This is a genomic window from Azospirillum oryzae (assembly GCF_900177515.1).
Taxonomy (GTDB): Bacteria; Pseudomonadota; Alphaproteobacteria; order Azospirillales; family Azospirillaceae; genus Azospirillum; species Azospirillum oryzae_A.
The window spans coordinates 751,326-777,810 of sequence record NZ_FXAK01000007.1; the positions used below are offsets into that span (position 1 = coordinate 751,326).

Consider the following 26,485-nt stretch of genomic DNA (forward strand, 5'->3'; position numbering starts at 1 on the left):
GCCTTTGTGTGCATCGCTTGGGCTAGGCTCAGGCAGAGGGGCTTCCGGACGCAAAAAAAGCGGCCCGGCACCCCTGTCCGGGATGCCGGGCCGCTGCGATGCGGTCGTTCAGGTGGGCATAGGATGCCCGCCGATCAAGCCGGGAGGATCAGTCCAGGCCCGTGGGCGCCGATCAGGCGGCGACCGGCTTCTTCGACAGAACCTCGACCGTGGCGTTGACACGGGCGCTCAGCGGAGCCAGCGCCTCGTTGGCGACCTTGACGGTCAGCTCCTGCATCTTGGTGCTCTCGGACACGAAGGCGTCGAGGCTCGCCTTGGTGTAGGCCTTCTGCAGCTCGACCAGTTCCTGGATCGTCTTCACCGCCAGCATGGACTTGGCGTTCGACACGCTCTTTTCCAGCGAGGACTGGGTGAAGGCGGCGACCTGCTTGCCGGCCTCTTCCGCGCCCTTGGCGACGACGGTGCCGGACTGCACGAACGCGTCGACATTCCCCTTGGTGAGGGCGGTCAGCTCCTCATAGCCCTTCAGCACCTGGGCGGAGGCCTTTTCCATCTGCTCCTGCTGGGCCTTCACGAGGCCTTCCAGGTTCTGCTTGGCGGTGGCGATGGCGTCTTCGACGGACTTGGTGACGGCGGCGATCTGGTCGGACATGGCTATGCTCCTCGCGCTCTCTCAGGGGTCAACCGCGCGGCCCCGGCGATGCGGCGACCGGGCGCGGAGTGGGTTGAGGCCCTCGGACCCCGAAGAACCGGGCGCCCGAGATATGCTGCACTGCAACATAAGCTGAATGTAGGAAAATCCGGGCGCGGAGTCAATGGGTATTGTGCACTGCACAAAATCCGTCGGCGTGCTGGGAGCGGAGCCCGGAACGCAAAACGGCCCGGCAACCGCGTGGAGGTCGCCGGGCCGTCTGCGGGGCCGGGGGTCATGGCTGAACCCCGGCCGTCAGGTCTCGTCCGTTCGCGCCGGTCAGGCGGCGATCGGCTTGGAGAAGGTCTCCACCGTCGCGGTGACGCGGGCGTTCAGCGGGGCCAGTGCCTCGTTGGTGACCTTGGTGGTCAGCTCCTGCAGGCGGCTGGTCTCGGCCAGCATCGCGTCGAAGCTCGACTTCATGAAGTCGTTCTGCAGCTCCACCACTTCCTGCAGGGTCTTGGCGGCCAGCAGGGCCTTGCCGGTGGTGATGGACTTGTCCAGCGCCGACTGGCCATAGGCGACCACCTCGCGGCCGAGATCCTCGGCGCCCTTGGCGGCGATGGTGCTGCTGGCGATCAGCGCCTCGACATTGGCCTTGCCGGTGGCCTGCAGGTCCTCATAGCTCTTCAGCAGCTGGGCGGCAGTCTTCTCGAACTGCTCCTTGGCGGCGGTCGCGGTCTGCTCGAACTGCTTGACCGTCTGCTCCTGGCCGGCCTTCACCAGACCCTCGTACTGCTCCTTGGCCTGGGCGGCGACGGTTTCGAGCGACTTCGGCGTAAACTGGTTCATGACGCGCGTTCCTTCCTGGCTGATGCCGGCGTATGGAGAGTGGACCCGGCCGCCGCAAAGCGTGGCGCGGGGCCGGCCGGCAGCGGTGTGCGTTGCGTTTTTTACGTTGTGCAGCCGTTGTCACGATTTTCCCGGTGGACGCGGATGCGCCCCGGAAAATGCTGCACTGCAATATAAGAGTTTTATGGGCTAAGCACTGCGCGGTGTCAACAGTCCGTTCGGCGGGTATGCGGCTTAATCCCTTGCGCCGAACCTACTCCGAATGCGTGAAGATCCTGTGACACCGTCGCCGCTTTCGTTGCGGGCGGGGGCGGCGGTCGCGGAAGCGGCGGCAAGTCTCCGATGGAGACTGTCCTTAACGAAGACTTTACCGGCGCTGGGACAAGTGTAGCGTGGCCGTGGAGGGGATTCGCCTCGGCCATTGGTCAGGTGCGGCGCTTGGACGCGGCGCGCCGGGCCATCCCTTCATCAGGCCGCATCTTCGGGACCATTTCGACCATGACCTATTGCCTTGGCATCAAGACCCGCGACGGCCTGATCGGTCTGTCGGACGGCCGGATCACCAGCGGATCGCAACTGTCGTCGGCCCGCAAGGTGACGATGATGGGCAGCGGCGGCGACCGCTTCTTCATCATGAACTCGGGCCTGCGCAGCGTCCGCGACAAGACGCTGGCCTATCTGCGCCGCGACATGCAGAAGCGCCGGGGCGAGGCCTACTCCACCATGCTGGACGCGGTGTCGGCCTTCACCACCTGCCTGCGGCAAGTCGCCGCGGAGGACCGGGAGTCGCTGGAGGCGTCCAAGCTGCACTTCAACCTGCACGCCATCATCGGCGGCCAGCTGGCCGAAGACCGCGAACCCTACATGTTCCTGGTCTATCCAGAAGGCAACTGGATCGAGGTGGACGAACGCACGCCCTACCTGTCGATCGGCGCCACCGCCTACGGCAAGCCGATCCTGGACCGCGCGCTGACCTACGGCACCGACATGCAGACGGCGCTGAAGCTGGCCTATCTGTCCTTCGACAGCACCCGCTTCTCCACCAACGACGTCGGCTTCCCCATCGACATGGTGTCCTACCATGCGGAGTCGCGCAGCTGGCGCCAGTCGAACTACGACTATGACGATCTCAGCGAACAGCGCCAGTGGTGGAACCGCAACCTGACGGAGCTGGCCCGCCGCATGCCGGACGGTCCCTGGGTCGAGACGCTGGTCCCGGAAGAGATGCGTCCGCGCCAGCCTGCCGAAGAAGCGGTCTGACGGGATACTTGGCCGGGGTCACTTCCCCGGAAGGGCGCTCAGCAGCAGCGCCCCGAAGGGGGCGGTCGGGCCAACCAGTCCGTCGCGGCCGACCTGGATTTCGAAGAACACCCCGCCGTCGGCCAACTGGCCGGAAGAGGGCAGGGTCTGTGGCGCGTCGTCGGGTTCCGGCAGGCCGGGGAAGGCGACGCCCGTCGGGTCGAGGCCGCGCAGAAGCTCCGGGAAGTGGGCGTTGGTGAAGCGGCTGGACGGGTAGGGAAAGGCGGTGAAGAACCACTGCCCGGCGCGGCAGCCGTTGATCAGCCAATAGAAGCCGTTGGACGGCAGCCGCAGCCCTTGGGGCGGCGGGTCGAACGCCCCGTCGTCGCGCAGGCGGCCGATGAAGCTGTCATATTGCGCCGCGGTCAGCTGCAGGGTGGCCGTGCGGCCGCGCGCCGCGGAGAACGGGTCGGTCAGCGTCATGCGGGCGAGGTCGGTCGCCTCGATCACATGCGCCTCCACCGCCGCACCGCCGCGGTCGGAATCGCCGACGACGTCGTAGGTTCGCACGTGCCGATTGTAGTCGGCGTTGAAGATCAGCCGGAAGCGGTCGGCGCCGTCCTTGCCGCAGCGCGACCGCAGATCGTCGCCGTTGAGATAGCTGAACCAGGTCAGCTTGCGCGCCAGCGGATTGTCGGTCGGCCCCACCGAGCCGCAGCCGGCGAGCGCCAGCAGGGAGACGGCCATGGCCGCCGCCTTGACGCCGTGGGCCAGGCCATGGCGGAAAAGGGTGGCCGGAACGGTTCTTTGATGACCACGACTCATTGTCGCTTGCCTCGCGTCTGCGGCCCCTGGTAGGTGGAGAAGAACGGGTGCTGCGGCAAGCCCCGGATGACGGGCTTCGGCCTGTCGGAGGGCGCCGGTACCCCGTCTGCCCCCTGCCGTAACCCTTCCGCCGTGCCCTTGTCCGCCGTCCTTTCCCTCGTCATGCAGGACCCGCAATTTTGGCCACAGAAACTGCGAAAAGCCAAAGCAGTAAATTAACGAATTCATGCTAGACACTGATTTCGCACGAATTTACCATTGAACCAAGCACCAGTATCTAGCGGTTGGCGGGGCCATCATGAGTGTAACGCGCAACACCGTTCGTAACGGATTGTTTCCGTTCGCCTTTCGCGCGGCGGACACGAACGGGGGGCGGAGTTCGGCGGGTGTTGGGCGCCATTTGTTCGCGGCTGCTGCGCTGCTGGGCATGGTGGCCGTCGGGTCCGGCCTGTCCGCGGCAGAGGCGCTGGCGGCCAAGGCAGCAGCCATCGTCATCGATGCCCGGACTGGGCAGGTGCTGATCGACCAGGATGCGGACGCGATCGTCCATCCGGCGTCCCTGACCAAGATGATGACCCTGTACCTGACCTTCGACGCGCTGGACGACGGTCGCCTGACCCTCGACCAGCAGTTGCCGGTCTCGTCCTGGGCGGAAAGCATGTCGCCGACCAAGCTGGGACTGCGCGCCGGCCAGACGCTGAAGGTGGAGACGGCGATCCTCGGCCTCGTCACCAAGTCGGCGAACGACGCCGCGGTGGTGCTGGCGGAGGCGCTGGGCGGCACCGAGTCGCGCTTTGCCGAGATGATGACGCGCAAGGCCCGCGAACTCGGCATGCGCCACACCGTCTACCGCAACGCCTCCGGGCTGCCGAACATGGAGCAGGTGACGACCGCCCGCGACTACGCGATGCTGTCCCGCGCGCTGATGCGCGACCATGCCAGATATTACCCCTATTTCAGCCGCCGCAACTTCGTCTACGGCGGCCGTACCCTGGCCAACCACAACCACCTGATGTCCCGCTACGAGGGCATGGACGGCATCAAGACCGGCTATACCGTGGCGTCCGGCTTCAATCTCGCCGCCTCGGCGGTGCGGGACGGGCGGCGTCTGGTCGGTGTGGTGATGGGCGGCAAGTCGGCCGTGTCGCGCGACAACAAGATGGCGGCCCTGCTCGATCAGGCCTTCGGCCGGCCCAGCCGGGGCCAGGAGGACGCGCCGGTGATGGCGAGCCTCGACACCACGCGCTCCGACGCCACCGACGGCGAGGGGGATGACGATGAGGAGCCGGTGGTGAAGGCCAGGCCGGTTCGCGCCTCCCTGCAGACGGCGGCGATCCCGGTCGCCCCCGCGAAGGAGGAGAAGGCGAGCCGCGGCAGCGCCTCCTCGCATTGGGGTGTCCAGGTCGGCGCCTTCTCCAGCAAGGCGGCCGGCAACAAGGCGGTCAGCCAGGCGGTCAAGCAGGCGCCGTTCCTGCTGCGGACGGCCAAGCCCAGCGTCGTGCAGGCGAAGACCGGCAAGGAGACCGTCTACCGTGCCCGCCTGACCGGCCTGGACGAGAAGGACGCCCGCAAGGCCTGCGCCGTTCTGACCAAGCACGGCCACCATTGCGTCGCCGTCTCCCCGGGCGAGCGGGGCTGACGACGGCAGCCGCTGCCGGCCGGTCTCACCCCCGCGCCGCGGCGGCGCACCGTTTCAGGAAATCCAGGGCCGGCGCCAGCGTGCCGGCCAGTTCCCCGGCCGGCGGCGCCTGATCGGCGCCCGGCTGCTCCAGGCCCGCCTCCAGGGCACGGGCCGCCCGGCGCAAAGCCAGACAGCCATATTGTCCCGAGACTCCGGCGATCTTGTGGGCCAGCGCCCCGGCCATTGCCAGATCCCCTGCCTTCAAAGCGGCGTCCAGCGCCTGCCAGTGCTGGTCCAGAACCGCTGCCGTCCGGTCGAGCAGTTCGGCGGCACGGACGGGCGGCAGCATCTCCCGCATCGTCTTGATCGCCCCCTCGTCGAAATCCGGCCCGGTTGCCGGCGGTGCGGCTTGCGGTCCGCTTTCCGGCAGGGAGAACAAGGCGTCCAGCCGCAGCGGCTTGGTCAGCATGCCGTCGGCGCCGCAGTCCGTGCAACGGGAGCGCCCTTGGGCGGTGGCGCTGGCGGTCAGCATCAGAATGCGCGGGGCGGCGCCGTTCGGCTGGCCGCGGATGGCGCGCACCGCCTCGTCGCCGGGCAGGCCGGGCAGGTCCAGATCCATCAGGATGAGGTCGAAGCCACCCTGCGCAGCCGCCGCGACGGCGGCCGGGCCATCCTCCACCGCCACCACACGATGGCCGGCACGTTCCAGCAGGGCGCGGGCGGCAAGGCGGGTGACCGTCTCGTCCTCCGCCAGCAGGATCTGCAAGGGGTGGGCTCCGCCCGTCCGGTTCACCGTCATGCCGGTCCGCTCTCCCTGGTTGATGTGGCCGCCCAGTCTACCCGGTTCCGCGCCGCCGCGCACCGCCAAGGTCAGGGGAGCGGCGGGATCAAACGGTGGGCGAGGCCTGGGTGAACATCGGATCCTCGATCCGGTGCAGCCGTCCGGCGCCGGTCATCGCGGCGCGCAGCAGCAGGGTCTTGCGGCGGGCGGCGGCCAGCTTGGCGACCGGCGCCTCGCGCAGGACCTCCGCGCCATAGGCGTCGGCGACCATCAGTCCGCAATCGTCCGGGATCAGTTCGGTCGGGAACCCGTCGTCGACGGCAAAATAGAAGGCATCGCACCAGTCGCGATACTCCTGCCATTTCTGGTCGGAGCGGAAATCGGGAACGCCGCTCTTCACCTCGACGATCAGGATGCTGCCGGCCTCGTCGATGGCCAGCACGTCGGCCCGCCGGCCGCTCGCCAGCCGGAATTCGGTCAGGGTCGCATAGCCGCGCAGAGCCAGTGCCCGCCGCACGCCGCGGAAGATCGGCGGCGCCCCCCCGGCCGGGAGGCCGGGATCGCTGTCGGAAACCGGAACGGCAATATCGTCGCTCATGGCGCGGTGCCACCATCGAAACAGGAACGGGTAGGGAACATGTCCCCACAATGACCTGTCGGCGCGTCGTCGCCAAGGGGCAAAAGATGGCCGGTGAGATCAGGTCACCCCGATCAGCCCGGCAGAACGACCGGGGGCAGGGGGGCCGGACGGCAGCGGTCGCGCGGCAGGCTGCGCTCGGCAGGGAAGACCAGCACCACGGCGGTGCCGACGCCGGGTTGGCTGGTCAGTTCCAGCCGTCCGCCATGCATCTCCACCAGCCGCTTGACGATCGGCAGGCCCAGCCCCGTCCCGCGGGAGTTGCGGGCGATGGTGGAGTCCGACGGTTCGAAGGGGTGGAGGATGCGGGGAAGATCGGCGGTCGGGATGCCGACGCCCGTGTCGGCCACCATCAGCCCGAGCCCGCCGTCGGGCATGAGATGCACCGTCAGCACCACCTCGCCGCCGGGACGGGTGTGGGTGACGGCGTTCGACAGCAGGTTGGTCAGCATCTGGGTCAGCGCCTGGGCGTCGCCCTGCAGCAGCGGCAGGCCGGCCGGCACCTCCCGGCGCATGCGCACGTCGCCTTCCGCCGCCACCTCATTCAGGGCGGAGACGACCCGCAGCGACAGCGTGTCCAGATCCACCCCTTCCTCAGCCAGCGGCATGCCGCCGCCGTCCAGGCGCGACAGCTCCAGAATGTCGTCGATCAGCGCCAGCAGGTGGGTGCCGGCATCGCGGATGTCGCCGGCATAGCTGCGGTAGCGCGGGTTGCCCAGCGGCCCGAACGGCTCCGTCAGCAGCATCTCCGAGAAGCCCAGAACCGCGTTCAACGGCGTGCGCAGCTCGTGGCTCATCTGGGCCAGGAAGGCGCTCTTGGCGCGGCTGGCACTTTCCGCGTCCGCGCGGGCGGCCCGTGCCTCCATCTCGCGAACGCGCAGCCGCTCCTCGTTCAGCTTCAGCGTCGTGACGTCGGTGTAATGGACCAGCACCCCTCCCGGCACCGCATGCTCGCGGCTGAGCAGCCAGCGCCCGTCGGGCAGCGGCACCACCACCGGCGGCTCCAGGCGGCGATGGCGCTCCAGCCGCGCCGTCATCCAGGCCGCGCGTTCCTCGTCGGTGGTCAGGCGCGGATCGGCCAAGGCGAAGCCGCGGGCCAGCTCTTCGAACGGCACGCCGGGAACCAGCCGGTCGGCCAGATCGGGCAGGTCCTTCTTCAGCCGGCCGTTGGCGTGGACCAGCCGGTCCGCGTGATCGAACAGGGCGAAGCTCTCGGCGCTGTGTTCCAGCGCCGCGGTCAGGCTTTCGGCCAGCGCCTCGGCCACGGACGGGTTCTCGGGACCGAGATCGGTCAGGATGGCGCACAGCCCGCCGGGAGCCGGTCCGGCCGCCACCCGCCAGCGCACCGGCGTCGTCCCGCGCCGGGCGGCGACGGTGCGCTCCACCGGGCCGTGCAGGGCATCGGTCAAGGCGGCGAACAGCCCGGGGCAGGCGGCATCGGTGCCACCCCCGCGCAACCTTTTGCCGGTGAGCGGAGCGACGCCCAGCAGCCGCTCCGCCGCCGGATTGGCAGACTGCCATTCCAGATCCGTCAGCGCGCCGGTACAATCATGATGTGCCTTGAAGAGCGCAACGGCGTCCGGCAGTTGCAACATGCCGAACAGCAGCGGATCCACCGACGGGAATTCCCCGGTCTTGGTTCCATCATGCCCTCCGTCGGCACAAGTCTGCGCGTCGCAATCCATTCAGCCATCATTGCGGGCCATTCCTAAAAAACACTGAAGGCCGGGCTTGGAGCGTCATCGAATATTTGTCGAATTGTAACAGCCGCATTCGAGTGCTCAAGCAATGCTCAGGATTTGCCGAAAAAGCAACGAAAGGTTTGATTGAGGATGCCGTTGTGATCTTCGCGTGGAGTCTGCCGAATGGCGGGCTTTGCAACGGGCCGCGCCTTCCATAGTGTTGAGTCCTGTCGGAGCATGACGCATGGGATGCAGGTGTGACCGTGAACGGCAGCCAAGACGACGCCGACGGTGCGGTGCCGGCCCTTCTAGTGTTCGGTGCCGGTGGAGCGCTGACCGATTGGACTTCGGCGGCAGCGGTCCTGCCGGCGTTTGCCGGTCGACTGGCGATCGGACTGTCGGCCGATGAACTGAACGCCAGCCTCTCCTCCGGCGCGTCGGCCAGCGCACCGGTCGGAGCGACGCCGGTGCGCACGGTCCTGCCGCTTGCCGGCGGCGGCGCGGTGTGGAGGTTCGACGTATCGCCTCCGTCGCCGGACTCCCCCAAGGCGGCGGCCACGCCGATGGGCGATCCTGCCGGGCGCCTGTTCGCCGCCGCGAGCCACGACCTGCGCCAGCCTCTGGCGGCGCTTTCCCTGCTGATCGGCACGCTCGACGGCAGGCTTGACGGCAGGCCGGATCGCGACCTGCTGCGCTCGATGGCCCAGGCGGTGGAATCCATGCGCAGCATGGTCGACGGCCATTTCGACCTCGTCCGGCTGGAAAGCGGCCTGACCGAACCGGACATCCGCACCCACGCCGTCAACGGCGTGCTGATGCGCCTTGCGCTGGAGGTGGCGCCGCGTTTCGCCGACCGTGGGCTGCGCTTCACCGTGATGCCCTGTTCGGCCATGGTGCGGACGGATTCCGCGCTGCTCGAACGTCTGCTGCATGGCCTGGTCGCCAACGCCCTGCGCGCGACGGTCCGGGGCCGCGTGTTGCTGGGCTGCCGCACGCGCGGCGACCGTCTGCGCATCGAGCTGTGGGACAGTGGCCGCGGCCTGTCGCCGCAACGTCTGGCCGCCTTGCGGACGGAACTGGCGAAGCCGGCCGGGGAAGGGGCGGGGGCGCTGGGGCTGGACCTGACCCTGGTGCGCGGCCTTGCACGGAAGCTCGGTCTTGGACTGGAGGTCTGTGCCGAGGAGGGGCGGGGCACCGTGATGGCCGTCGTGGTTCCCCTCTCCGTCGAAATGGGCGGCGATGTGGCCGACGCCTCCGGCCGGGAGGAGGCCGTCGCAGCCCCGGCGCCGGACAGCCGCACCGCCGACATCAGCCGCACCCGTATCCTGGTGATCGAGGACGATCCAATGGTGCTGGCCGCGCTGGAGGCGCTGCTGGGGCAATGGGGATGCAGCGTCCTCGGGGCCGAGTCCTATGACATGGCCGTCGAACGGATCGGTCCGGCGCCGGCGCCCTTCGACCTCATTATCTCCGATCTGCGGCTGAAGGGGGCTGCCAACGGCATCGTCGCGATCCGGCAGATCGCCAAGCTGTTCGACCGTCCCGTGCCCGGCATGATCCTGACCGGCGATACCGATCCCAAGCGCCTGCGCGAAGCCCGGTTGTCCGGATACCCTCTGCTGCACAAGCCGGTCGCGCCGCTCGCCCTGCGTGCCGCCGTCGTCCGCCTGCTCGGACATGATCCCCTTTGATAACAAAGATCTGATTCTGGAATTGACCTCTTGAAGAAATGCGCACCGAATATTTAGTGTCGCATCTTTCGGTACATGCTGCAGTGCAATGACAATACTGAAACAGAGGCAGGGTGGATGCGGCAAAATGCAACAAGGTTGCGACGTTTATTCGCAAGGCAAGCCCATTCCTATCCTCCTATCGGTGGATCGAGCTCTTCCTTTGGTTCAATGGTAAACTTAAACATGCCCATTTATGCTTTTCCTTCGTTATGATCCAGTTTGAACACTGACTGTTCGAACGGATTGGGTGGAGGGCGTTCGGATGAACCGGCGGTATCGGGCAGGGAGAGGGACGGCGGCGCTGCCGGTGATCATCGTCACCGGGCTGTTCCTGTCGCTTTCGGCCTTTCTGCTGATCCGCAGCGCGACGAGCCAAGCCGAACATGCCCTGGCCGACCGTCAGGCGATCCAACTCCACGACGAGCTGAAGGCGAGGCTGGAACGCCAGAGCATGCTGCTGCGTGCGCTCAGCGGTCCGCTGGCCGGCCCCGCCCCGGTGACGGATGCGAGCTTCTCATCGGCGGCCGAACCGCTGCTGCCGCTTTATCCCAATCTGCGGGCGGTGGCCTGGGCGCGCCGGATTTCCGAACGGAACGTACCGCTGCTGGAGCGGGCGATGCGTTCGGCCGGCTACACGTCGTTCGCGGTTCGCAATGCCGATGGCGGGAGCGGTCCGGACCACGGCGCCCCTGGGATTTCGGCCGACCGGTTCGTCAATGTGCTGGCCGAACCGCGATCCGCCGCCGGACTGATCGGTCTCGACATGGCCAGCCTTCCCGGCCAGCGCGACGTGCTGGTGCGGTCCTGCGCGGCGAACCGGCTGGTCGCGGCCGAAGGCGAGCTGCCGCGGGCGGAACTGGGCGAGAGTTCCGTGCTGATCTACCTGCCGGTCTACACCCGCGAAGTCGAAGATGATCCCGGCCGGCTGGTCGAGCCTATCGTCTGCGACCTGCTGACCGGCTTCCTGTGGACCAGTTTCGACATCGGGCAGTTGCTGCAGGATGCGGTGCGCCGTGTCGGCATCTCCATCGGCGACGTCTATCTTCTGGAGCCGCCGGCCCGGCCGGGTATGGGCGCGCCACGGATGCTGGCCGCCGAAGGGACGATCGGCCGTCCCGGAGAACTGCCCCATCCGCCGGTCGATCCCCTCACCGTCGAGCAGTTGACGGGAGACGCAGCGCCGCACGCCATCGTCCGCGACATCGCCTTCGCCGGGCGGGTTTGGCGGCTCTACGTGCTGCCGGATGCGGCGCGGCTGTTCAGCGCGGACGACCGTCTGGCCTGGACCATGCTGATCGGCGGGATCCTCCTGACCGCAGGTGTCGCGGCCTATGTCCTGCGGGAGGCGCGCACCAAGCGCCTGCTGCGGACCGAGGCGCGTGCCCGTGCCGCCATGGCCCGCGCCCTGCGCGAGAGCGAGGAGCGATTCCGGCTGGCGTTACGCTATTCCAAGGTCTCGCTGTTCAGCCAGGACCGCGACCTGCGGCATCTGTGGATCTATTGCCCACGCACCGACCTGCATCCGGAGCGGATGATCGGCCGGACCGATGCCGAGCTGTTCCCGGCGGCGGAGGCCGCGCGGACGGCGGCCATCAAGCGGTCGGTGATGGAAAGCGGCACCGGCACCCGCTGTGAGCTGGAGCTGACCTATGGCGGCAGCCGGCGGGTGCTCGACCTGTCGGTGGAGCCGATGCGCGACGAGACCGGAGCGGTGGCAGGCGTCGTCTGCGCCGCCATCGACATGACGGAATCGGTCGAGATCCGGGATGCGTTGTCCCGCGCCCATGCCGAGGCGGAGCGGGCCAACCAGGCGAAGAGCCGCTTCCTGGCCGCCGCCAGCCACGACCTCCGCCAGCCCTTCCAGGCGATGAGCCTGTTCCACCACATCCTGATGAGCAAGCTGGACGATCCCCAGCAGGTGGAGGTTGCGAACAAGCTGGGGGAGGCGCTGACCGCCGGCAACACGCTGCTGTCCACCCTGCTCGACACCTCCGCGCTGGAGGTCGGCAACGTCAAGCCGCGGGTCTCTGAATTCGAGATCCAGGACATTCTCGCCCGGCTGTCGATCGAGATCGGCGACCAGGCGATCGACCGCGGGCTTCAGCTGCGGACCGTCGGCTGTTCCGCCCGGGTGCAGAGCGACCCGATCCTGTTGGAGCGCATGATCCGCAACCTGCTGGTCAATGCCCTGCGCTACACCACCGAAGGGCGGATCCTGCTGGGCTGCCGGCGCCGCTCCGATGCCAACGGCGGATTCCGCTTGTCCATCGAGGTGTGGGACACCGGCCCCGGCATCGCCGAAGCGGAAATGACGGCGATCTTCGAGGATTTCTACCGCTGCGGCACCGACCAGCGCGACAGCGGCCGGGGGCTGGGGCTGGGGCTGTCCATCGTCCGCCGCATGTCCCAGATGCTCGACCATCCCGTCACTGTGCGGTCGCGGGTGGGGCGCGGCACCGTTTTCGCGGTCAGCGTGCCACTGATCGAGCAGGAATGTTCCTGCTGCGCCGCCGCGGAGTGAGCCGCACCCGCCCGTCTCCCCGTCCCGCCCTCCCGTCCTGCCTTCCGATGCCGCAGCGCGCAATGGTGGCAGTCCCGCCGGCGGGTCCGCATTTCCCGTCCGCCTTCGCGCAAGTTTCGGTTATGCTGCAGCTGCTCACTGCGCCGAAACGAACCCAGTAACCCAGCTGCAACAATAGCTTGGCAACTTTATTGATGTAGGTCATTGGGCCCCTTTGCCATAGGGGCTATTTCTTTCGCACAAGCACACTCCTTGGAAAATCCTTGGAGGGCGAAGGTTCCGCTTCGACGGAGCCCAACAAGACGGAGTTCGGCCCGTCGCCATGGCATCGCCCCAGGAGGGCGCCGGGGGCAACGGGAACCGGACTTGGGAGGATACGGCCTGCCGCCGCGACGGATGCCCCGGTCCAACGGGGCATCCGTTCCGGTCACCGGCATTCGGGCTTCCGCCGTTCTGGGGCGGGTCCGTTGGTCGGGCGCCGCGATCCTTTTCAGGAGCATTGAGTATGGACACCGCCATCGCCGCCCCCTCCGCCGTCCCGGCGGGTCGCAGCGGCCTCGTTCCGACCGGCAAAAACGGCAGCCCCATGATCGAAAACGTCACGTTCGAGGAAATCCACATCGGCCAGCAGGCCAGCCTGTCGCGCCGCCTGACCATGTCCGACATCGAGCTGTTCGCGACGGTGTCCGGCGACCTCAACCCGTCCCATGTGGACGAGGATTACGCTGTCGACCACAAGGTGGTCGGGCATGGCATGTGGTCGGGCTCGCTGATCTCCGCCGTTCTCGGCACCCTGCTGCCCGGCCCGGGCACAGTCTATGTCGGCCAGGATCTGCGGTTCGAGCGTCCGGTCCTGCTGGGCGACATCGTCACCGTGACGGTCACCGCCAAGTCCAAGGATGCGGAGCGCAAGACGGTCGTCTTCGACTGCCTCGCCGCCAACCAGGACGGCAAGACGGTGGCGACCGGCATCGCCGAAGTGATCGCCCCGACCGAGAAGGTGCGCCGCGCTGCGGCGGAACTGCCGCAGGTGCAGGTGATCCGCCATGACGGCCACGAGCTGATGCTGAAGAAGTGCGAGTCGCTGCCGCCGGTGCCGACCGCCGTCGTCCATCCCTGCGACGAAAGCTCGCTGCGCGGAGCCGTCGAGGCGGCGGAGGCCAACCTGATCGACCCGGTGCTGGTCGGTCCTGAGTCCAAGATCCGCTCCGTCGCCGAGACCTTCGGCCTGGACATCTCCCGTTACCGCATCGTCGACGTCGCCCACAGCCATGCTTCGGCCGAGACCGGCGTGCGGCTGGCCCGCACCGGCGAGTGCGAGGCGGTGATGAAGGGCAGCCTGCACACTGATGAGCTGATGGGCGAGGTGGTGCGGAAGGAGACGGGCCTGCGCACCGGCCGCCGCCTCAGCCACGTCTTCGTCATGAACGTCCCGACCTACCCGCGTCCGCTGCTGATCACCGATGCGGCGATCAACATCTACCCGACGCTGGAGGACAAGGTCAGCATCGTGCAGAACGCCATCGACCTCGCCAAGGTGCTGGGCGTCGAGGTGCCGCGCGTCGCCATCCTGTCGGCGGTCGAGACCATCAACACCAAGATCGCCTCGACGCTGGAAGCCGCCGCACTCTGCAAGATGGCCGACCGCGGCCAGATCACCGGCGGCATCCTCGACGGCCCGCTGGCCTTCGACAACGCCATCAGCCGTGAGGCCGCCATCACCAAGGGCATCAAGTCCGATGTGGCCGGACAGGCCGACATCCTGCTGGTCCCCGACCTTGAGGCCGGCAACATGCTGGCCAAGCAGCTGTCCTTCCTCGCCCATGCCGACGCCGCCGGCATCGTGCTGGGCGCCCGCGTGCCGATCATCCTGACCAGCCGCGCCGACAATGTGCGCACCCGTCTGGCGTCCTGCGCCGTGGCCGTCCTGTCGGCCGCCGCCCGCCGCCGCGGTGCCGCCGCCGCGGCCGAGTGAGGAGGGCGGGGCCCATGTCCAACGCGATCCTCGTCATCAATGCCGGCTCCTCCAGCCTGAAATTCTCGGTGTTCCGGGATCATGGCGGCGGGGATCCGGTGGTTACCATCAACGGTCAGATCTCGGGCATCGGCACCCAGCCGGTGTTCGAGGCCAAGGATGCCCAGCGCCGCCCGCTCGCCGAGAAGAGCTGGGGGGCGGGTGAGGCCAGCGACCGCACGGCGTTGCTGTCCTACCTGCTCGACTGGATCGAAGAGAGGCTGGAGGGGGCGACGCTGATCGCCGCCGGCCACCGGGTGGTGCATGGCGGCGTCCGCCACGCTGCCCCGGTGCTGCTGACCTCCTCCGTGCTGGATGAGTTGGACGGCTTGGTGCCGCTGGCTCCGCTGCACCAGCCGCACAACCTCGCCGCCATCCGTGCGCTGGCCGAGGCGCATCCGGAGCTGCCGCAGGTCGCCTGCTTCGACACCGCCTTCCACCGCAACCAGCCCTGGCAGGCACAGACCTTCGCCATCCCGCGGGAGCTGACGGAGGAGGGCGTGCGCCGCTACGGCTTCCACGGCCTGTCCTACGAGTACATCTCCCGCCGCCTGCCGGAGATCGCGCCGGAGTTGGGCGACTCGCGGGTCGTCGTCGCCCATCTCGGCAGCGGCGCCAGCATGTGCGCCATCCATGGCGGGCGCAGCGTCGACAGCACTATGGGCTTCACCGCGCTTGATGGCCTGCCGATGGGCACCCGCTGCGGCACCATCGACCCCGGCGTGCTGATCTACCTGATGCGCAAGGGCATGGACGCCGGCGCCATCGAGAAGATGCTCTACAACAAGTCCGGCCTGCTCGGCGTGTCGGGCATCTCCAACGACATGCGCGCCCTGCTGGAGAGCAGCGACCCGCATGCGCAGGAGGCGGTGGAACTGTTCTGCTTCCGCATCGCCAAGGAGACCGGCGCGCTGGCCGCTTCGATGGGCGGGGTGGATGCCGTGGTGTTCACGGCGGGCATCGGCGAACGCTCCGCCCCGGTGCGGGCGCGGGTCGGCGACAAGCTTGCCTGGATGGGCGTCGAGATCGACGCGGCGGCCAACGAGGCCAATGCGACGAAGATCTCCACGTCGCGCAGCCGGCTGCCGGTCTATGTCATCCCGACCGACGAGGAACGGATGATCGCGCTGCACACGCGCAAGGTGCTGACCGGGCGGTGAGGGCCGGGCGGTGAGTTATGGGGGTGTCGGTTGACAATGCCCCCACATCCCGCTGGAGCCTGCCCGCAATCGATGTTAGCTCACCCTCCGGCATCAAGCATCGTCCGGGGAACCCGTGGTCCGGCCCTACCTGCCGCTGAACGCCCTGCGTGCCTTCGAGGCGTCAGCGCGGCATCTCAGCTTCACCCGCGCCGCCATCGAGCTGTGCGTGACCCAGGCCGCCGTCAGCCATCAGGTCAAGCTGCTGGAGGAACGGCTGGGCGCCAGCCTGTTCCACCGCCTGCCGCGCGGCCTCGCCCTGACCGACGAGGGGCGGGCGCTGCTGCCGACGCTGGAGGAGGCGTTCGACCGCATCGGCGGCCTGCTCGACCAGTTCGAGGGCGGGCGGTTCCGCGAGGTGCTGACGGTCGGCGCCGTCGGCACCTTCGCCGTCGGCTGGCTGCTGCCGCGGCTGATGCGCTTCCGTGAGGCGCATCCCTTCGTCGATCTGCGCCTGTCCACCAACAACAACCGCGTCGACATCGCGGCGGAGGGGCTGGACTACGCCATCCGCTTCGGCGACGGCGCGTGGCACGGCACCGACGCGATCCGGCTGTTCAACGCGCCGCTGTCGGTTCTGTGCGCTCCGGAGATCGCCCGCCGCCTGCGCGACCCCGCCGATGTCGGCCGCGAGACCCTGCTGCGCTCCTACCGGTCCGACGAATGGCCGGGCTGGTTCGCCGCCGCGGGGATGGAGCCGTCGGTGATGCCGCCGGTCAAGGGGCCGGTCTTCGATTCCTCCTCCCTGATGGTGGAGGCGGCGATCCAGGGGGCCGGGGTGGCGCTGGCTCCGGTATCGATGTTCCGCCGGCCGCTGGCGTTGGGCCTGATCGAGCAGCCCTTCGCCGTCACCGTGTGCAAGGGCGCCTATTGGCTGACGTCGCTGAAATCGCGGCCGGAGACGCCGACCATGCGCGCCTTCCGCGACTGGCTGTTCGCCATGGTCGCGGAAGACGGCACGGACTAAGCGGTCAGGACAGCGTGACCCGGCGCGGCGCCTGCTGCCGCTCTTCCCGGCGCTGCCAGAAACGCAGACGCATGCGCGGCGCCACGAACCAGGCGATGGGGGCCGCAAGCACGATGCTGAGGATCACCACGGTCGGCATCAGCGTCATCGCCTGCTCGGAAAAGCTGGGGACCGCCAGAACCAGGACGGTGCCGATGCCGAAGACCACACCCTGGATCATGCCGTAGATCAGGATGGCGAGGCGCAAGCGTGTGGACATTGGGTCGCTCCGGTTGTGAGGGTTGGTGCAAAGACCGTTTCCCTCTTCAACCGTGGCGTGGCGGCGATGTTGCGAACGCTATCGGGGGAAGGCTATCCCGCCCGATTGCGTTCGCACACATACAATTACTTGGCGTAAGCCGGGGCGCTCCTTAGCGGTGCGCCCGCCACCACGCCATCAGCCCGGTGGTGGAGCTGTCATGCGCCCCCTCGGCCGGACCGGTCTCCATCTCCGGCAGGATGGTGTTGGCCAGCTGCTTGCCCAACTCGACGCCCCACTGGTCGAAGCTGTTGATGTCCCAGACGATGCCCTGGACGAAGACCTTGTGCTCGTACAGCGCGATCAGGGCGCCCAGCGTCGCCGGGGTCAGGCTCTGGATCAGGATGGTGTTAGACGGGCGGTTGCCGGGGAAGACGCGGTGGGGGACCAGCGCCTCCACCTCATCCGCCGGCTTGCCGGCCTTGGTCATCTCCGCCCGCACCTCGTCGGCGGTCTTGCCGCGCATCAGCGCTTCGGTCTGGGCGAAGACGTTGGACAGCAGGATGCGGTGATGGGCGCCGGCCTCCGCTCCGATCGGGTTGTGGGTGGTCGCTGCGGCGATGAAGTCGCAGGGGATCAGCGAGGTGCCCTGGTGGATCAGCTGGTAGAAGGCGTGCTGGCCGTTGGTGCCGGGCTCGCCGAACAGCACCGGGCCGGTCTGGTAGTCCACCGGCTCGCCGCCGCGGGTCACCGACTTGCCGTTGCTCTCCATGTCCAGCTGCTGGAGATAGGCGGGGAAGCGGTGCAGATACTGGTCGTAGGGCAGCACCGCGTAGGACGAGGCGTCCCAGAAATTGCGATACCAGACGCCGAGCAGGCCCATCAGCACCGGCATGTTGCGCTCCAGCGGCGCGGTGCGGAAATGCTCGTCCATCGCATGGGCGCCGGCCAGCAACTCGGCGAAGCGCTCGGGCCCGATGGCGATCATGATCGGCAGGCCGATGGCCGACCATAGGGAATAGCGGCCGCCGACCCAATCCCAGAAGCCGAACATGTTGGCCGGGTCGATGCCGAACTTGCGGACCTCCGCCTCGTTGGTGGAGACGGCGACGAAATGCTTGGCGACATGCACCTCGTCCTGCGCGGTTTCCAGGAACCAGCGGCGGGCGGAGTGGGCGTTGGTCAGCGTCTCCTGCGTCGTGAAGGTCTTGGACGCGATGACGAACAGCGTCGTCTCCGGGTCCAGCCACTTCAACTGCTCGGCCAGATGGGTGCCGTCGACGTTGGAGACGAAATGCAGGGCGACATGGGCATGGGCGAAGGGCTTCAACGCCTCCGTCGCCATCACCGGGCCGAGGTCGGAACCGCCGATGCCGATGTTCACCACGTCGGTGATCGGCTGGCCGGTGTAGCCGCGCCACTCCCCGTCGCGCACCGAGTTGGCGAAGGCGTCCATCCGCTCCAGCACGGCGCGCACGGCCGGCATCACGTCGCGGCCGTCGACGGTGACCGCGCGGTCGGAGCGGTTGCGCAGGGCGGTGTGCAGGACCGCGCGTTTTTCCGTCAGGTTGATCGGCTCGCCGCCGAACATGCGGGCGCGGGCGCCTTCCACATCCTGCTGGCGGGCGAGGTCGAGCAGCAGGCCGACCGTGTCCTGGGTGATGCGGTTCTTCGAATAGTCGAGGAACAGGCCCGCGGCCTCCAGCGAGAAGGCTTTGAACCGGCCGGGATCGGCGGCGAACAGCTCGCGCATGTGCGTGCCGGCCATGTCCTGGCGGTGACGGGCGAGAGCGGCCCAGGCGTGTGAACGGGTCAGCGCGGTCATGATGCTTTGGACTCCTTGACGTCAGCGGTCCTTTGACGCGGCCCATCTGCGGGGCGCAGGGAGCCTAACACCGACCGCCGGCATCGGCCACGGGCCAAAACGCGGCGGTTGGTGCTGCTTATCGGCCTATGCACGCCGGCCGAGCCGTGCAACCGGACGGCGGACGGACTGTTGTGACTGTCAGGAAATTCGACAGGAGGAAGCCATGTCCGACAAGCCCGCCACGCCGCCGCTGGAAGAGCGCGAAGAGCAGAACGACCGCGACGATGCCGCGCGGCCGGATCAGGTCGGGATCATTCCCGGCAAGGTGCCGGGCCATCCGGTCGACCCCAGCGATCCGCGCTTTCCGGGGAGCCAGCCGGATTTGGCGTGAGGGTAAGGGGTTGATTTGGGGGGCTGACGCCCCCCTTCCTCAACTCCCCCCTTCGATCGTCCGCGTCGGCGAGACGCCGTCCGGCTTGCCGACCAGCACGGTCAGCAGCTTGGCCGGGTCGAGCAGGCGCTGGGCGACGCGCTTGATGTCGGCCTGGGTCACCGCGTTGATGTAGCGGTCGCGCTGGTTCAGGTAATCGATGCCCAGGTTGTCGCGCTTCACCTGCAGCAGGATGCGCGCGATGGCCTGGGTCGAGCCGAGCTGCAGCGGGAAGGAGCCGGTCAGATAGGTCTTGGCGTCGGCCATCTCCTGATCGGTCAGCCCGTCCTTCGCCATGCGCGCCCATTCCTGGCGCATGATGTCGAGCGCCTGACCCGCCTTGGCATTCACGGTGGAGCCGCTGGCCATCACCAGCGCCGCATGGTCCATCGGGATGAGATAGCTGTAGACGCCATAGCTGAGCCCGCGCTTTTCCCGCACCTCTTCCATCAGGCGGGATCCGAAACCGCCGCCGCCCAGCACATAGTTCATCACCGTGGCGGCATACCAGTCGGGATCGTCGCGCTTGACGCCCGGCTGGCCCATCAGCATCACCGTCTGCGCGGTCGGCCGCGGCAGCAGGATGGTCTGGCCCAGCCCGGACATCGTCACGTCGGGAATCGGCGGCACATCGGCCTTGGCCGGCAGCCCGCCGAACACCGTGTCCAGCGCCTTGCCGAGCTCCTCCGGCGAGATGTCGCCGGTGGCGGCAACCACCAGCCGGTCGCGGCCGAACTGGCCCTTCACGAAGCGGCGGAGGTCGTCGGGCGTGATGGTCGGCAGGCTTTCCAGAGTGCCGCGGATCTCGTCGCCATAGGGATGGTTGGGGAAGGCGGTGGAATAGAACTGGCGCCGCGCCACATAGTTGGGATCGGCGAGGTCCCGCTTCAGGCTGGCGGTGATCGAGGCCCGCATGCGCTCCAGGGAGTCGGGCGCGAAATGTGGCTCGGTCAGCGACAGACGGGTCAGCTCAAGCGCCTCGTCGCGATGTTCGGTCAGCGTGCGCATCGACCCGCTGAAGCCGTCGCGTCCGGCATCGAAGCCCAGCGCGATGGCGTTGTCCTGCAACCGCGCCTGGAAGGCCTGGGAGTCGTACGGCCCGGCGCCCTCGTCCAGCATGGTGGAGGTCAGGTTCGCCAGCCCCTCCTTGCCCTTCGGGTCGGTGCCTCCGGCTCCTTCGAAGGCCCATTCCAGCGCGATGACCGGAACCTTGTGGTCCTCGACCAGCCACGCCTCGATGCCGCCGGGGCTGACCACGCGCTTGATGTCCATCGCGTGGGCTGGGAGGGTGACGGCAACGACGGCGAGGAAGAACGCGGCGATGCCCGACCGCATGGAAATGTGACGCACGCTCATCCTCAACTGTCCTTTCCGGTCGGGGGCAGCAGCAGGCCGGTGACGTGGTTGGTCTGGCTCAGCACGGCGCGGGCGGCGGCGTTGACCTGATCGGCGGTGACGGCATCGATCCGCACCGGCCAGCTTTCCACATCGTCGATGCTCTGGCCGGTGGCGAGCGCCGCTCCCAGCGTCTGGGCCGGCCCGGTCAGGCTGTCGCGGGCATAGGCCGCGGCGGCCAGCATGCGTTTGCGCGCGGTGGCGACCTCATCCTCCGTCACGCCGGACTTCATCAGCTTGTCGATTTCCGCCCACAGCGCCGATTCCAGCTTCTCCATCGTCACCCCGGCGGCCGGGCTGGCGCCGACGCTGAGCGTCGCCATGTCCCAGGCGGTCGGGCCGTAGCCGAGCCAGGCCGAGGTGGCGAGCTTCTGATCCACCACCAGACTGCGATAGAGGCGGGACGTTGTGCCGCCGCTCATGATCTCGGCCAGCACCTGCAGCGCATAAGCCTGATGGTCGGGGTCGACGCGATAGGACGGTGCGGTCCAGATGCGGCGGACCGACGGTTGCCGCACCTCCTCGTCACGCAGCACCACCTGCCGGGAGGAATTGAGCGGCGGTTCGGTCACGCGCTTGCGCTCCGGCACCGGGCGGGCAGGGATGGCGCCGTAATAGCGTTCCGCCAGCGGCTTCAGTTCTTCCACCGTGACGTCGCCGGACACCACCAGGATGGCGTTGTTGGGCGCGTACCAGGTCTTGTAGAAATGCTCCGCCATTTCCCGTGTCAGGGTCGACATCTCCTGCGGCCAGCCGATCACCGGTGTGCCGTAGGGGTGATGGACGAACATGGTGGCGTTGATCTGCTCGCCGATCCGGTCGGCCGGCTCGTTCTCGATGCGCTGGCGCCGTTCCTCGATGATGACGTCGCGTTCGGGATAGACCACCGCGTCGGTCAGCTTCAGGTTGGCCATGCGGTCGGCCTCCATCCGCATCACCATCTCCAGCCGGTCGCGCGCAACGTTCTGGTAATAGGCGGTGTAGTCGTAGCTGGTGAAGGCGTTGTCGCGCCCGCCGTTCTTGGCGATGATCCGGCTGAACTCGCCGGGCTTGATCACGTCGGTTCCCTTGAACATCAGGTGTTCCAGGAAATGCGCGATGCCGGACTGGCCGCGCTCCTCGTCGGCGGCGCCCACCTTGTACCAGACCATGTGGGTCACCACCGGCACGCGGTGGTTGGGGATCACCACCACCTGCATGCCGTTGGACAGGCTGAAGCTTTCGGGGAAGAACACGCCCTTTTCCGCCGCGTAAGCCGGTGGAGCGGTGAGCGGCATCGGCGCCAGGGGAGCCGCGACGGTCATCGTCAGGGCCAGGAGACCGGCCGCGGCGAAGCGGCGGGCGGAGAGGACGGCAGGCATGAAGGCTCCCGGATCAGGAGGTCCGAATCGAAAGGGCGCCCTTCGCTGGGAAGGGCGCCCCCGAAAACTGGTGTGATACCGCGCCTTGGACAAGGCTGAAACGGCGGTTCGAATGGCTGTCGCTTAGAACAGGCCTTCCAGCGGCGCCTTGCGCTTGCGCTCGATCGTCGGGGTGGCGGCGCCGTCGAGCGACTTGCCCTGGGCCTGGGCCTCGCGCAAGCGCTGCTGTTCCTTGGCCGGGTCGACCAGCGAGTAGGGCTGTTCCTGCTTCTGCCAGAACAGCAGCGAATCGATCCAGCTCTTGTCGGCGATGATCAGCTGGGTGGTTTCCTGATCGACCTTGGCGCGGATGTTCGGGTCGATGCCGTCGCGGGCCGAGGCCTGGGCGATCAGCGAGCGCTCGCCGGACGACTCGCCGGCCGCATTGCCGGTGCGGCGCGCGGCGCCGCCGAACACGGCGCCGGCCGCGGTCTGAGTCGGCGTGCTGTCCTGCGGGCGGGCGGCGCCGGGGCGCGGCTTCGGCAGGTCCTGCATGCTGGGCGGCAGGGTCAGCGGAGCGCGGGAAACGACGGCGAATTCGTCGGGGCTCTGGCGGTCGAGACCGATGGACCGGCGCACATCCGAGCAGCCGGCGAGCGTCAACGCCGCAAGCGCCAGCCCGATGAGCGGAAGCCGATTCCGGGGGAAGGAGAGGGCGGAGGAGATGCTGGTCACGTTCGGAGGATCCCGTCGTCTGTCACGTCGTAGCGACCCGGCCCGAAGGTCGAGGCCGCTTGGGTCAGCGCTCGCCGGCGGTTATAGCGCCACCGGCGACGGAACTCTTACGACTTTTCGCGGCCCGCGAACAGTCCGTCGATCAACAGCAGCACCACGCCGACGCTGATTCCGCTGTCCGCGACGTTGAAGGCCCAGAAATGCCAGCCGGCGACGTGGAAATCGAGGAAGTCGACCACGGCGCCATGCATCAGCCGGTCGACGACGTTGCCCACCGCCCCGCCGATGATGAAGCCCAGCGCCAGCGCGATCAGCCGCCGTTCGGCCTGCCGCAGCCAGAAGACCAGGCAGACGGCGATCACCGCGGCGATGGCGCTGAGGATATAGGGCATCAGCGCCCCGCCGCCGGCGAAGGTGCCGAAGCTGACGCCGTAGTTCCACACCAGCACGAGGTTGAAGAAGGACGTCACCTCGATGACATGCGGCACCGGCTGCATGACCTGTTCGAGGATCCACCATTTGCTGCCCTGGTCGAGCACGACCACCACCACGGCGACGATCAGCCCGAACAGCCAGTAGGAGCGGGTTTGGTTGGCGACGAAGGCGTTCATGTGCCCACACATCCTCCCTCTCCCCCCCGGGGAGAGGGCCGGGGTGAGGGGGATGCGCGGCGAGGAGCGTCCGGCAAGCGGATCCCCCTCACCCTAGCCCTCTCCCCGGGGGGGAGAGGGGATAGGACCGCGGTTGTGGCGGAACGCCTCATGCCACCGCGTCGGAGCAGCGGATGCACAGCGTCGGGTGGTCGGCGACCGTGCCGACTTCCTCCAGGACCTTCCAGCAGCGCTCGCACTTCTCGCCTTCGGCGAGCGCCGGGACGACGGCGATACCGGGGACGTCGGGCAGGGTGAAGGCCCCCTCCGGCGCCGCCGCGTCCGTCACCTCGATGGCGGAGGTGATGCAGACGTCCTGGAAATCGACGTCGGCCAGAAGGGCCTTGGTCGCCGAGTCGACATGGACGGTCGGGTCGGCCTGCAGCGACGAGCCGATGGCCTTGTTGGCACGCTCCAGCTCCAGCGCGCCGGTAACGACGCGGCGGACGTTGCGCACCGACTCCCACTTTGCGGCGAGAGCGTCGTTCCGCCATTCCGCCGGGACCTCCGGGAAGCCGCGCAGATGCACGCTTTCCTCGGTCCAGCCCAGACCTTCCGGACGCGCCAGCCAAGCTTCCTCGGCGGTGAAGCAGAGGATCGGGGCGAGCCATGCGGTCAGGGTGGAGAACAGGTGCTCCATCACCGTCCGAACCGACCGGCGGCGCACCGAATCGACCGGGTCGCAATAGAGGCTGTCCTTGCGGACGTCGAAGTAGAAGGCCGACAGCTCCACCGCACAGAAGTTGTGCAGCGCCACGAACAGGGCGTGGAAGTCGTAGGCCTCGACCTTCTCGCGGACCAGCGTGTCCAGCTCCGACAGGCGGTGCAGGATCCAGCGCTCCAGCTCCGGCATCTCGGCGGCGTCGATCCGCTCGGCCGGGGTGTAGTCGGCCAGCGCGCCCAGCAGGTAGCGCAGCGTGTTGCGCAGGCGGCGGTACAGGTCGGCCTGGGTCTTGATGATCTCCTTGCCGATGCGGAGATCTTCCGAATAGTCGGAATTGATGATCCACAGCCGCAGGATGTCGGCGCCATACTGGTCGCAGACCTCCTGCGGGGCCACGACATTGCCCAGCGACTTGGACATCTTGCGGCCCTGCTCGTCCAGCACGAAGCCGTGGGTCAGCACCGCGTTGTAGGGCGCCCGGCCACGCGTGCCGCAGCTTTCCAGCAGCGAGGAATGGAACCAGCCGCGATGCTGGTCCGAACCCTCAAGATAGAGGTCGGCCGGCCAGGCCAGCTCCTCCAGCCGCTGTTCCAGCACGAAGGCGTGCGAGGAGCCCGACTCGAACCAGACGTCGACGATGTCGCGGACCTGCTCGAACTCCTCGGCGGAATAGGCGTTGCCGAGGAAGTCCTGCGGATCGCGGGCGAACCAGGCGTCGGCGCCCTCCTGCTGGAAGATGTCGGCGATGCGGGCGAACACCGCCTCGTCGCGCAGGATCTCGCCGGTCGCCTTGCGGACGAACAGGGCGATCGGCACGCCCCAGGCGCGCTGGCGGCTGATGCACCAGTCCGGACGGCTTTCGATCATCGAGCGGATGCGGTTCTCGCCCTGCGGCGGGACCCAGCGGGTGTCGGAGATCGCCTGCAGCGCCACCTTGCGCAGGTCGTTCGTGTCCATCGAGATGAACCACTGCGGCGTGGTGCGGAAGATCAGCGGCGCCTTCGACCGCCAGCTGTGCGGATAGCTGTGCTTGATCCGGTTGCTGGCCAGCAGCGACCCGGCTTCCTCGAAGGCTTCCAGCACCGCCTTGTTGGCCGGGCCGGGCTTGCCCTGGTCAGTGTAGACGGCCAGCCCGGCGAACAGCGGCACATGGGCGTAATAGCGCCCGTCCTCGCCCACCGTCTGCGGCACCTCGATGCCGTTGGCCTGACCCAGGCGGAAGTCGTCCTCGCCATGGCCGGGGGCGATGTGGACGAAGCCCGAACCGGCATCGGTCGTCACGAAGTCGCCGGCCAGCAGCGGCACCTTGAAGTCGTAGCCCTTGCCGTTCAGCGGGTGGCGGCAATAGGTGCCGGCGAGGCGCGAGCCGGGGAAGCGGTGCAGTTGCTTCCACTCGGTGACGCCGGCCTCCTTCAGCACGCCCTCGGCCACGCCGGTGGCGAGCACCAGACGCTCGCCGACCACGGCCTTGCTGCCTTCGGCGACGGCGGTCACCTTGAAGGTCGCGTATTCGATCTCGTCGCCATAGGCGATGGCGCGGTTGGCCGGCAGGGTCCAGGGCGTGGTCGTCCAGATGACGATGCTGGCCTCGTCCACCTCCGGCGCCGACGACCCCCAGACGGGGAAGCGGGCGAAGACGGTGGTGGAGGTGTGGTCGTGGTATTCCACCTCGGCATCGGCCAGCGCGGTCTTCTCCACCACCGACCACATGACCGGCTTGGAGCCCTTGTAGAGGCCGCCGTTCATCGCGAACTTGTGGATTTCGCGGACGATCTGCGCCTCGGCCGGGAAGGTCATGGTGGCGTAGGGGTGCTTCCAGTCGCCCTCCACGCCCAGCCGGCGGAACTCGGCGGCCTGGATGCCGACCCATTCTTCGGCGAACTGGCGGCATTCGGCGCGGAACTGGATGAGCGGCACGTCATCCTTGTTCTTGCCGGCCTTGCGGTACTTCTCCTCGATCTTCCATTCGATGGGCAGGCCGTGGCAGTCCCAGCCGGGGACATAGTCGGCGTCGAAGCCCTGCATCTGGCGGAAGCGGACGATGACGTCCTTCAGGATCTTGTTGACGGCGTGGCCGATGTGGATGTTGCCGTTGGCATAGGGAGGGCCGTCGTGCAGCACGAACTTCTTCCGGCCCTTGGCGCCGGCGCGCAGCTTGCCGAACAGGTCCATCTCGGCCCAGCGCTTCAGCAGCTCGGGCTCCTTGGTCGGCAGGCCGCCGCGCATGGGGAAGTCGGTGCGCGGCAGGAAGACGGTCGATTTGTAATCGCGGGTCATATCGGATCCCTGGGGAAGGCGTCACCATCGGGCGGCGTGGTCCTGCCACCCGACGCACATAAGGTCTCGATCCCGGCCCTCCTCAGAGAGCCGGGCCGGTAATTCGCGCGCGATGCGCCGGTGCGCGCATCATCATCGGGATCCGTGCAGAGACGTCCATGGCGCCGGATATTAGCGGCGCGGGCCGTACGGTCAAGGACCGCTCACATGCGCCCTGTGCGACTGCGAAATGTGCAACTGCGAAACC

At 68.0% G+C, this 26,485-nt stretch carries 21 protein-coding genes; 8 read left to right on the top strand and 13 right to left on the bottom strand.

What is annotated here, in order from left to right:
* Window positions 1-172: 172 nt before the first annotated feature.
* A complete protein-coding gene (locus B9N97_RS16060; RefSeq protein WP_085088319.1) occupies window positions 173-652 on the bottom strand; it encodes a phasin family protein in 480 nt (159 codons plus the stop codon).
* 318 nt (window positions 653-970) lie between these two features.
* Entirely contained in the window at window positions 971-1,483 is a 513-nt protein-coding gene (locus tag B9N97_RS16065; protein WP_085088322.1) for a phasin family protein, read from the bottom strand.
* A 498-nt stretch (window positions 1,484-1,981) separates the two neighbouring features.
* Between B9N97_RS16065 and B9N97_RS16070 the strand changes: the two genes are divergently transcribed.
* A complete protein-coding gene (locus B9N97_RS16070) occupies window positions 1,982-2,743 on the top strand; it encodes a proteasome-type protease (protein ID WP_085088324.1) in 762 nt (253 codons plus the stop codon).
* Window positions 2,744-2,761: 18 nt separating this feature from the next.
* Here the strand turns inward: B9N97_RS16070 and B9N97_RS16075 are convergent, their stop codons facing one another.
* Complete coding sequence (locus B9N97_RS16075; RefSeq protein WP_085090605.1) at window positions 2,762-3,469, bottom strand: hypothetical protein; 708 nt, start codon at window positions 3,467-3,469, stop codon at window positions 2,762-2,764.
* Between the two features lie 478 nt (window positions 3,470-3,947).
* On the opposite strand from B9N97_RS16075, the gene B9N97_RS16080 reads away from it, so the two are divergent.
* The gene (locus B9N97_RS16080) at window positions 3,948-5,186 is read left to right on the top strand and encodes a D-alanyl-D-alanine carboxypeptidase family protein (RefSeq protein ID WP_244560735.1); all 1,239 of its coding nucleotides are present in this window, start codon (window positions 3,948-3,950) and stop codon (window positions 5,184-5,186) included.
* 25 nt (window positions 5,187-5,211) lie between these two features.
* Here B9N97_RS16080 and B9N97_RS16085 read toward each other — a convergent pair whose 3' ends face one another.
* The 3 genes from B9N97_RS16085 to B9N97_RS16095 all read right to left on the bottom strand — a co-directional run bounded on the left by B9N97_RS16085 (window position 5,212) and on the right by B9N97_RS16095 (window position 8,202).
* Window positions 5,212-5,967, bottom strand: coding sequence for a response regulator (locus B9N97_RS16085; RefSeq protein WP_085088327.1), 756 nt, complete (start codon window positions 5,965-5,967; stop codon window positions 5,212-5,214).
* An 88-nt stretch (window positions 5,968-6,055) separates the two neighbouring features.
* Complete coding sequence (locus tag B9N97_RS16090) at window positions 6,056-6,547, bottom strand: MmcB family DNA repair protein (RefSeq protein ID WP_085088329.1); 492 nt, start codon at window positions 6,545-6,547, stop codon at window positions 6,056-6,058.
* 113 nt (window positions 6,548-6,660) lie between these two features.
* Window positions 6,661-8,202, bottom strand: coding sequence for a PAS domain-containing sensor histidine kinase (locus B9N97_RS16095; RefSeq protein WP_244560736.1), 1,542 nt, complete (start codon window positions 8,200-8,202; stop codon window positions 6,661-6,663).
* Window positions 8,203-8,531: 329 nt separating this feature from the next.
* On the opposite strand from B9N97_RS16095, the gene B9N97_RS16100 reads away from it, so the two are divergent.
* The 5 genes from B9N97_RS16100 (at window position 8,532) to B9N97_RS16120 (ending at window position 16,702) form a co-directional block, all read left to right on the top strand.
* On the top strand, window positions 8,532-9,959 hold the full coding sequence (locus tag B9N97_RS16100) for an ATP-binding response regulator (protein ID WP_085090608.1): 1,428 nt from the start codon (window positions 8,532-8,534) through the stop codon (window positions 9,957-9,959).
* Between the two features lie 304 nt (window positions 9,960-10,263).
* Window positions 10,264-12,522 carry a CHASE domain-containing sensor histidine kinase gene (locus tag B9N97_RS16105; RefSeq protein ID WP_085088332.1) on the top strand — a complete coding sequence of 753 codons (2,259 nt, stop codon included), beginning with the start codon at window positions 10,264-10,266 and terminating at the stop codon, window positions 12,520-12,522.
* A 586-nt stretch (window positions 12,523-13,108) separates the two neighbouring features.
* Window positions 13,109-14,497 carry a bifunctional enoyl-CoA hydratase/phosphate acetyltransferase gene (locus B9N97_RS16110; protein WP_085090609.1) on the top strand — a complete coding sequence of 463 codons (1,389 nt, stop codon included), beginning with the start codon at window positions 13,109-13,111 and terminating at the stop codon, window positions 14,495-14,497.
* A gap of 14 nt (window positions 14,498-14,511) precedes the next feature.
* On the top strand, window positions 14,512-15,696 hold the full coding sequence (locus B9N97_RS16115) for an acetate/propionate family kinase (RefSeq protein WP_085088334.1): 1,185 nt from the start codon (window positions 14,512-14,514) through the stop codon (window positions 15,694-15,696).
* 115 nt (window positions 15,697-15,811) lie between these two features.
* Window positions 15,812-16,702, top strand: a complete 891-nt coding sequence (locus B9N97_RS16120) for a LysR family transcriptional regulator (RefSeq protein ID WP_085088337.1) — start codon at window positions 15,812-15,814, stop codon at window positions 16,700-16,702.
* 4 nt (window positions 16,703-16,706) lie between these two features.
* On the opposite strand, the gene B9N97_RS16125 is transcribed toward B9N97_RS16120, so the two are convergent.
* Window positions 16,707-16,961 (bottom strand): hypothetical protein, encoded by a 255-nt coding sequence (locus B9N97_RS16125; RefSeq protein ID WP_085088340.1) that lies wholly within the window; start codon window positions 16,959-16,961, stop codon window positions 16,707-16,709.
* Between the two features lie 151 nt (window positions 16,962-17,112).
* Complete coding sequence (gene pgi / locus B9N97_RS16130; RefSeq protein WP_085088343.1) at window positions 17,113-18,765, bottom strand: glucose-6-phosphate isomerase; 1,653 nt, start codon at window positions 18,763-18,765, stop codon at window positions 17,113-17,115.
* A gap of 205 nt (window positions 18,766-18,970) precedes the next feature.
* Here pgi and B9N97_RS35665 point away from each other — a divergent pair, with 205 nt between their 5' ends.
* A complete protein-coding gene (locus B9N97_RS35665; RefSeq protein WP_167393318.1) occupies window positions 18,971-19,138 on the top strand; it encodes a hypothetical protein in 168 nt (55 codons plus the stop codon).
* A 39-nt stretch (window positions 19,139-19,177) separates the two neighbouring features.
* Here B9N97_RS35665 and B9N97_RS16135 read toward each other — a convergent pair whose 3' ends face one another.
* From B9N97_RS16135 to ileS, 5 genes are all read right to left on the bottom strand, one after another.
* Window positions 19,178-20,533, bottom strand: coding sequence for a M16 family metallopeptidase (locus B9N97_RS16135; protein ID WP_085088346.1), 1,356 nt, complete (start codon window positions 20,531-20,533; stop codon window positions 19,178-19,180).
* A gap of 2 nt (window positions 20,534-20,535) precedes the next feature.
* Complete coding sequence (locus B9N97_RS16140; RefSeq protein WP_085088349.1) at window positions 20,536-21,933, bottom strand: M16 family metallopeptidase; 1,398 nt, start codon at window positions 21,931-21,933, stop codon at window positions 20,536-20,538.
* 123 nt (window positions 21,934-22,056) lie between these two features.
* Complete coding sequence (locus B9N97_RS16145; protein WP_085088352.1) at window positions 22,057-22,647, bottom strand: DUF3035 domain-containing protein; 591 nt, start codon at window positions 22,645-22,647, stop codon at window positions 22,057-22,059.
* Between the two features lie 107 nt (window positions 22,648-22,754).
* Entirely contained in the window at window positions 22,755-23,258 is a 504-nt protein-coding gene (gene lspA, locus B9N97_RS16150; RefSeq protein WP_085088357.1) for a signal peptidase II, read from the bottom strand.
* Window positions 23,259-23,406: 148 nt separating this feature from the next.
* Window positions 23,407-26,238, bottom strand: coding sequence for an isoleucine--tRNA ligase (ileS, locus tag B9N97_RS16155; RefSeq protein WP_085088360.1), 2,832 nt, complete (start codon window positions 26,236-26,238; stop codon window positions 23,407-23,409).
* Between the last annotated feature and the right edge of the window lie 247 nt (window positions 26,239-26,485).